The following is a 7,615-nucleotide window of genomic DNA, read 5'->3' on the forward strand; positions in this document are numbered from 1 at the left end:
CCAGATATTTCTGAGTGGCCTTTGTCCAGACGAATGTCATCTTGTTGGCGTTGGCTTCAATTTTTGTTCCATCCAGATAAAGGACAGAAGAGTCTATCTGAGGATCATTCTGTTCGGCATAGCGGTTGAATTCCGTAAAGAGATCCTCCATGCATGGAGTAAGGCATTCCTTCTGAAAGCGGGAAATTGTACCGTAAGAAGGAGTTTCGCCATTGAAAAGGCAGAGCAGACGGATGTCGTGAGAATAAAGTTCTTCCTGCTGCCGCAAAGAGCCGTAGCCATAAAGAGTAAAAGAAATCAGAGCGGCTTTGAGCATGGCGTCTGCTGGGAAATGGCAGGCTGGCCAGGAGGCAAAAGAAGGATAAAGGGCAAGGTCGAGATAATCATCGACAAAGGAACTGACAGTAGTGAAGACAGAATCCATCTCAATATGAGGGAAGAGAGAATGGAGCAGTGGCAAATGGCCCTGAATCGAGTTATAGTGTGTTTGGTAATTTTGTTTATGGAGCATGAACATATTTTACCAAAAAAGGCACCTCATCCATTACGGATCAGGTGCCTTTTTTTATTTTTGGACTGTCAGAAATTTAACAGCCCCTTTTTTTTCATTTGTTTTTGTTTATGTTACTGCCTTTCTGAGTGCTTCTATTCTGATCGACCAAAGACAAAGCATCTCAACTCGATTTATTCATAAGAACAGTAAATGCGTAATCACTTTTCAATTCAAAAGCAGATCTGATTCTGTCTTGATTAAAATTCAGATTTCGGAAATGACGCAGAATAAGACAGATTCTGTTTCAAAGTCGGTTTGCTTATCTTAAAGTGACAAAATTCAAAGAAGAAGTGATGATTATCCATGACTAGCGGATTAGGATTAAAACGTTTTCTAAATATAGGTTGTCTTTAATCTGAGAACAAACAGAAGCTTTTTTGTTGAAAGTCAGGACTTTGGCTGTGATTTGTGGGACAATTGCTATGTTTGAAAGGAGATTTAATTCTATGCCTCAAAATAAGCAGGCAATCAACACCGATACCAAGAAAATTACCTGGTATACTTTGGCGTTTATGGCGTTCTCCACCGTATGGGGATTTGGAAACGTTGTTAACGGATTTGGTTACTTCCACGGTATTCAGGTTATCTTTTCCTGGATCATGATGTTTGCACTTTATTTTGTTCCGTATTCTCTGATGGTCGGGGAACTCGGTTCAACTTTCAAGAATGCTGGAGGTGGAGTAACTTCCTGGGTTCTTGAAACGACTAACCCAAAGCTGGCCTATTATGCCGGGTATACTTACTGGGTAGTTCACATTCCATATATTGCTTCAAAAGGAAGCGGTGGTCTTAAGGCTCTGGCCTGGATGTTCCTTAAAAATGAATGGTACGATTCTCTGCCATCCTGGCAGGTACAGCTCGCAACTGGAGTGGTATTCGTATTTTTCCTCTGGGTAGCATCCAAAGGGCTCTCTCCTCTGAAAGCTCTGACGACAATTGCGGGAAGTTCCATGTTTGTCATGTCGATTCTCTTTATCCTCATGATGTTTGCCGCTCCGATGATCAATCCATCGGCCCAGTACTTTCATCTGGACTTCACCTGGGAAAATATAATCCCTCAGTTTAACGTCAATTACTTCACATCCCTGTCTATTCTTGTGTTCGCAGTCGGTGGATGTGAAAAGATTTCTCCATATGTTAACAAGGTGACTAACCCTGGAAAAGACTTCCCTAAAGGTATGATTGCCTTAGCTATCATGGTTATGGTCTGCGCCATTCTGGGTACTCTTGCGTTAGGTATGATGTTTGATCCTACTGGAGTTACTGCTGAACAGCAGTCAAGCTTTATTGCCAATGGTGCTTATGTCGCTTTCCAGAAACTGGGCGAATATTATCATGTTGGGGATCTGTTCGTTATTTTCTATGGAGCCTGCAACGCGATTGGACAGTTCTCTACACTCGTTCTTTCAATCGATGCTCCATTGCGTATGCTTCTTGATGATGAAAGTGCCCGTCAGTTTGTTCCACGTCCCTTACTCAAACAGAATGCCCATGGCGCCTATGTCAATGGTATTATCCTGGTCGGAGTTTTAAGTGGAGCAATCATTGCAATTCAGCTGCTTGGAACTGGTGCGGCCGATATCATTACCTGGCTGACCAAGCTGAATTCTGTATGTATGCCGATGCGTTATCTCTGGGTATTCTTCGCATACATTATGCTTAGAAAATCAACTAAGCATTTCAAATCTGATTACACCTTTATTAAGAACAAAGGTCTGGCAATCTTCGTCGGCGCTTGGTGTTTTGCCGTAACCGCCATCTTCTGTCTGCTTGGTGTATATGCTGAAGGTGATATTGTCAGAACTATTCTGAACATTGTTATGCCATTCGTTCTTCTTGCATTAGGTCTGGTTATGCCAGAAATCCGCAAGCGCGAAGACGCTAAAGCTGCACAGTAATCATTGAAAATCACAGATTAAACCATAATTGCTTTGATACTCTTACTTTGGACCATTCAGACAATTTGACCTATTGCCTTCAGATACAAAGTCTGATCTGGCTTGTATAATATAGGAAGACAGCTTGCTGTCTTCCTGTTTTTCATTTTCAGACTTCAAACGATAAATAGATGTGAATTACAAAAATCGAGTCTTTAAAAATTGTTTTTAAAGACTGCCGGCAGTGAGGTTCGATACAGGCTTTCTGATTTGAAGTGGGTTCCAATATTTCTTAAAACACGCTGTTGACGTTTGTTCTAATTCGCTCTCATCACCTATCCAGAAATCTGATTTCATAACTGAAGAAAAAAACAGGACTTTGAATTGGAAGAATGGTGCAGAGCTTCAACTTTGTATCATGAACAAAGAAATAACATTATAATTTTAGTTTTGGATTCAAATCTGTCTTGTACAGATTCAGGAGGTAAAAAATGAATCATCTTGATTTATGCCGTGAAATGGTCGACTTCATTGACCATTGTCCAAGCATGTTCCATTCGGTAGCAACAATCGAAAAGGAACTGGTTAAAAACGGTTTTGAAGAACTCAGAGAAGAAAACCCCTATACTCTGAAAGCCGGACATAACTACTACGTAAAAAGAAATAATTCTTCAATTATTGCGTTCAAGATTCCTGAAGCACTTGAAAACTATCATTTCCAGATGAGTGCTGCTCATTCAGATTCTCCAGTTTACAAGATTAAATCGGTACCCGAGCTGACTGGACCTGGTGAATATCTCAAACTTGATGTTGAAGCTTATGGCGGAATGATTGACTCCACATGGATGGATCGGCCATTAACAGTTGCTGGACGTGTCCTTGTTGAAAACAATGGTCAGATTGAAAGCCGTCTCTTCTATATTGATAAGGACATTATGATCATCCCTAATGTGGCCATTCACTTTAACCGTCAGGTCAATGATGGATATAAATTCAACCGTCAGGTTGATCTGTGCCCACTGTATTCTAATGGAGCCATGAAGTCAGGCAGCTTTGATGAAATGGTTGCTGAAGTTCTGGGCGTTACAACTGATGCCATCATTGGTAAAGATCTGTTCCTGGTTACCCGTCAGAAGGGAAATATCTGGGGCTGGAAAGATGAATTCGTTTCTTCCCCCCGTCTGGATGATCTTGAATGCGCGTTTGTAACCCTGAAGGGATTTGTGGATGCCGCACCTGCGAACCACATCAATGTTTACTGCTGCTTTGATAATGAAGAAGTTGGAAGCAACACCAAACAGGGTGCCATGTCTACATTCCTGAAAGATACATTAAGCCGGATTAATGGAGCTCTTGGCAAATCTGAAGATGACTATCATCAGGCTATCGCCCGTTCCTTCCTGGTATCGGCCGACAACGCACATGCTGTTCATCCCAATCATCCTGAAAAAACAGATGCAGTAAACTGCTCTTATATGAACAAGGGACCAGTCATCAAGGAATCCGCAAATCAGAAGTATACAACGGATGCGTTCAGCCGTGCTGTATTCAAAAAGATCGCAAATCTGGCTGATGTGCCTGTGCAGGTGTTTGCCAACCGCTCAGATGTGGTAGGTGGAAGCACTCTGGGTAACCTTTCGAATACTCAGGTTTCTGTTCATGCCGTCGATATCGGACTTCCGCAGCTGGCTATGCATTCAAGCTATGAAACAGCTGGCAGTTTTGATGGATGGTATACATGGCAGATCATGAAGAAATACTTCGAAACTGAAGTTCTGATTGAAGGCGCAGACCGCGTCAGCTTCAAGTAGAATTGGATGGACAAAACGCTGAATAAACAAGAAATAACCAGACCAGACAAGCAAGAACGAAGAAATAAGGAGAAGTCATCTTCAAGCCGATGGATGTATCCTTATATTTCAAAAAAATTGGTTGCTTTGGATCTGACTGAATCTGCAGACCGGGCATTTCAGAAGATTGAAAAGATGAAAGAGCCTGGTGTCATTAAGAATCTCTACACTGAAGTCTTAATGGGCGCATTTGTTGAAAGCATCGAACCAAATTTTGATGAGAACTCTTCAACGAATGAAATAGCTGGATCTCGGTCAAAGAAAATCTCAAAAAAGGAAACCAACCCGTACTGGGATAAAAAACTTTCGATCTGGCCAAAGACATCGGTATTCAAGGAAACACTTCCGGTGTTCAAAAAGAACCTGGAAGGTCAGTTTCAGATGGCCGGACTGATGTCTGTCATGTCAGCCTTTCTGAGCTTTCTGTATATCTGGGCTGTCATTGATGAACGTTATCTGATTAACTTCTCGGTGGATTCGGTCGTAGGAATAGCCGCTCTGTTCTTTTTGTTTCATAACATGAGAATGCAGCTTCGCCTGATCAGATCGACTGATTCAATCAACCGGTATCTGATGCTCGATGTCGCTGCCATTCTGTTATCATTTCTGTTTCGAATGTGGCTGCCTGCAGGATTTGATGTCTCACTGGCAATTTTTATTGTCTGCTTTTTCATTGAAAAGAAATGGTTTGATCAGGCTTTAAATAAAGCTTTGAGTTTCTGATTTAAATGGATCATCAGGTATATCCTTATAACCAATCGATCCAACCGAAACTCTGAAACAATGGATGAGAATTGAAGCCGCAGTCAGGACTGATGATCAGCCAGACTGTGGCTTTTTATATGGAAAGGAATCAATTTTTTAATTTCTGAATAGATCAGGTTGAGAGGCGTTAGACTGAAAATGAACAGCAGCGAGTAAGGCCAGATCAGACATTTCGGAAATGGCAGAAAAAAAGGAGTTAAAATGGAAAAAATTCAGATCCCCAGAACAGATTTAAAAGTTTCGACAATTGCTTTAGGATGTATGCGGATTTCATCGCTTAATGATGAACATCTCGAAGCGCTTGTTTGCACCGCCCTTGAACTTGGAATTAATTTCTTTGACCATGCGGATATTTATGGCGGAGGAGAATGTGAAAAACGCTTTGGTCATTTACTGGAACGAAAGCCTGAATTGCGCAGGCAGATGATCATTCAATCCAAATGTGATATCGTGACGCCAGATCATCAGGGACCACGCTATGATACATCAAAAAACTACATCATCGAACAGGCAAAACAGTCCATTGCAAATCTGCATTGCGGCTATCTTGATGTTCTTCTGATCCATCGGCCGGATCCATTGATGAATCCAAAAGAAGTCGCGGAAGCTTTTAATGAACTGAAAGAGGATGGACTGGTTCATTATTTTGGAGTTTCCAATTTCCCTTCCTCCAAAATCAGAATGCTGCAAAAATATGTCAGCCAACCTTTGATTATTGATCAGATTCAGCTTTCTGCAGTTCATGCTCTTGCCGTGGATGAGAGCGTCTTTTTCAATATGACGGATGATCATGCCATTTCCAGAACCGATCAGATTCTGGACTATGCGATGAAGAATGATATTGTGCTCCAGGCATGGTGTCCTTTACAGGCCAGCTGGGAAGATGGATCATTTTTGGATCATCCAAAATATCCTGAATTAAATGAAGTTCTTGATCAACTTGCCAAAAAATACGGTGTAACGAAATCGGCTGTTGCCGCGGCCTGGATTCTGAGACTGCCGGCAGCAATGCAGGTCATTGCCGGAACAACCAACCCAGATCATCTAAGGCAGCTGGCTGCTGGTGCTAATCTGAAGCTGAATAGACAGGAATGGTACGATCTTTATCTAGCCTGCCATCATCCTCTGCCTTAAATCTCTTTTTGGAACAAAAAGAAATAGAACAAAAGAATCAGAAAAAAAGATTGGAAACTGTTTTGCAGGCCAATTCTTAAACCATCCCCTTCAAACCAGATTTGAAAAAGAGATTCTTTGAAGCTGATTCAATCAGATTCTTCAGTTAAGGAAAATAAAAGAACAAACCGCTAAGAAAAACTGCTTTTTGAAAGGAGCAGTTTAACTCAGCGGTTTTCTGATTTTGAGGGGATTGCGGTGGTCGAATGTTCAAAGGCAAAAAGCCCGAAATAAATTGCAGAAACTAATTTTGCTTTCAGGATGCTGGATTAGTCATTTAGTCAGTTCGATGGCCTGCTTTCCGCTCATTTTTTGAATATCAAATTCGAGTACAGCAACTCTCTTTAATGAACCATTGATTTCTTCCTTCCTTAGAATGGATGATACATTCGGAGAGTACTTTTGTGCGAGCATATCGAGCGCTGCAATAATTTCTGACTGATCTTTAACAATCTGAATGGTTCCAAAGCAGATCACGCTTTTAAAACAGGTTGTAAATTTTTCAGGAATAATCTCGTCCTGGTCAACAATGGCAAAAGAAGCATTTGGATTGGATCTGATCGCATCAATCTTGTGACCCGCGCGAGCACTGTGAAAGTAGATCTTCCGGTTTTCATCATCAAAGACATAACTGATCGGAAGAGCGTAAGGAAACCCTTCATCATCGATCAGAGCAAGAGTTCCATTCGTATTCTTTTTAAGAATTTCAACATTCTGCCCGTCATCAAGCAACTGCCTGAAACGTCTCATTTTTCTATTCATATTATTTCCTCGTATCGTAAACCTGATCGGTTGCTGGATCATTGACTGACGATCCTAAAATCTGAATGTCATCATTACGAAGATCAGATATGCAGATTCTATCTTGTTTGTTCTCTTTTTTAAATATTGCGGGAATCTTTTAAGGAATTTCAGATATGAGTTGATAATCAATTTGTCCTGATTCAGGTAAAAGTCCGATGAGATGAATACTAAAAGGGGCTGTTAAATTTCGACTGATTTTTCATCAGCGAGATTTACAGCCCCTTTTTCTATGCTTTTTATCTGATTCAATCCTGTTTTATGATGTGTTTTTCCGCTCAAGTCAATTTTTGAACGCACTGAAAAGAGCCAAAACTCAAAAAGACTGTTTATAATCTTTTTCAGATTTCGCTTTTCTGCTCCTTTAATTTTCCATAACGTTCGAGTTCTGGACAACTCATCCGATTTCTGTTGTTTAATTTTCTGATATTGTGTCCCATGGCCACAATAAGCACCTCAAATTTTACGTTTTCCAGTCCCCGGCGTCTCAATCGGCTGTATCTGTAGTTTTCTTTAAGATCTCCGAAGGTTCCTTCCGCCTGAATGCTCCGGCTGACCATAATCTCATGTCCTGCATCTGAAGACATGTTCTCCCG

The 7,615-nt window shown here is 41.1% G+C and carries 7 protein-coding genes; 4 read left to right on the plus strand and 3 right to left on the minus strand.

The annotated features are described in order from the left end of the window. A partial coding sequence (locus BO222_RS01290; protein ID WP_178391289.1) for a transposase occupies window positions 1-511 on the minus strand: 511 nt, incomplete at its 3' end. A gap of 488 nt (window positions 512-999) precedes the next feature. On the opposite strand from BO222_RS01290, the gene BO222_RS01300 reads away from it, so the two are divergent. From BO222_RS01300 to BO222_RS01315, 4 genes are all read left to right on the plus strand, one after another. After that, window positions 1,000-2,451: an APC family permease gene (locus tag BO222_RS01300; RefSeq protein ID WP_075817675.1), complete on the plus strand. Its 1,452-nt coding sequence runs from the start codon at window positions 1,000-1,002 to the stop codon at window positions 2,449-2,451. Between the two features lie 470 nt (window positions 2,452-2,921). Beyond that, the gene (locus tag BO222_RS01305) at window positions 2,922-4,241 is read left to right on the plus strand and encodes a M18 family aminopeptidase (protein WP_075817677.1); all 1,320 of its coding nucleotides are present in this window, start codon (window positions 2,922-2,924) and stop codon (window positions 4,239-4,241) included. 6 nt (window positions 4,242-4,247) lie between these two features. Further along, entirely contained in the window at window positions 4,248-5,003 is a 756-nt protein-coding gene (locus BO222_RS01310) for a hypothetical protein (protein WP_075817679.1), read from the plus strand. Window positions 5,004-5,246: 243 nt separating this feature from the next. Beyond that, entirely contained in the window at window positions 5,247-6,179 is a 933-nt protein-coding gene (locus BO222_RS01315; RefSeq protein WP_075817681.1) for an aldo/keto reductase, read from the plus strand. 312 nt (window positions 6,180-6,491) lie between these two features. Here BO222_RS01315 and BO222_RS01320 read toward each other — a convergent pair whose 3' ends face one another. Both BO222_RS01320 and BO222_RS01325 read right to left on the minus strand, forming a co-directional pair. Further along, entirely contained in the window at window positions 6,492-7,022 is a 531-nt protein-coding gene (locus BO222_RS01320; RefSeq protein WP_369898853.1) for a pyridoxamine 5'-phosphate oxidase family protein, read from the minus strand. 338 nt (window positions 7,023-7,360) lie between these two features. Next, window positions 7,361-7,615 (minus strand): transposase (locus BO222_RS01325; RefSeq protein WP_075817320.1); only part of this gene is annotated, 255 nt, incomplete at its 5' end.

Origin of the sequence: Ileibacterium valens (assembly GCF_001945525.1) — a bacterium.
Taxonomy (GTDB): Bacteria; Bacillota_I; Bacilli_A; order Erysipelotrichales; family Erysipelotrichaceae; genus Ileibacterium; species Ileibacterium valens.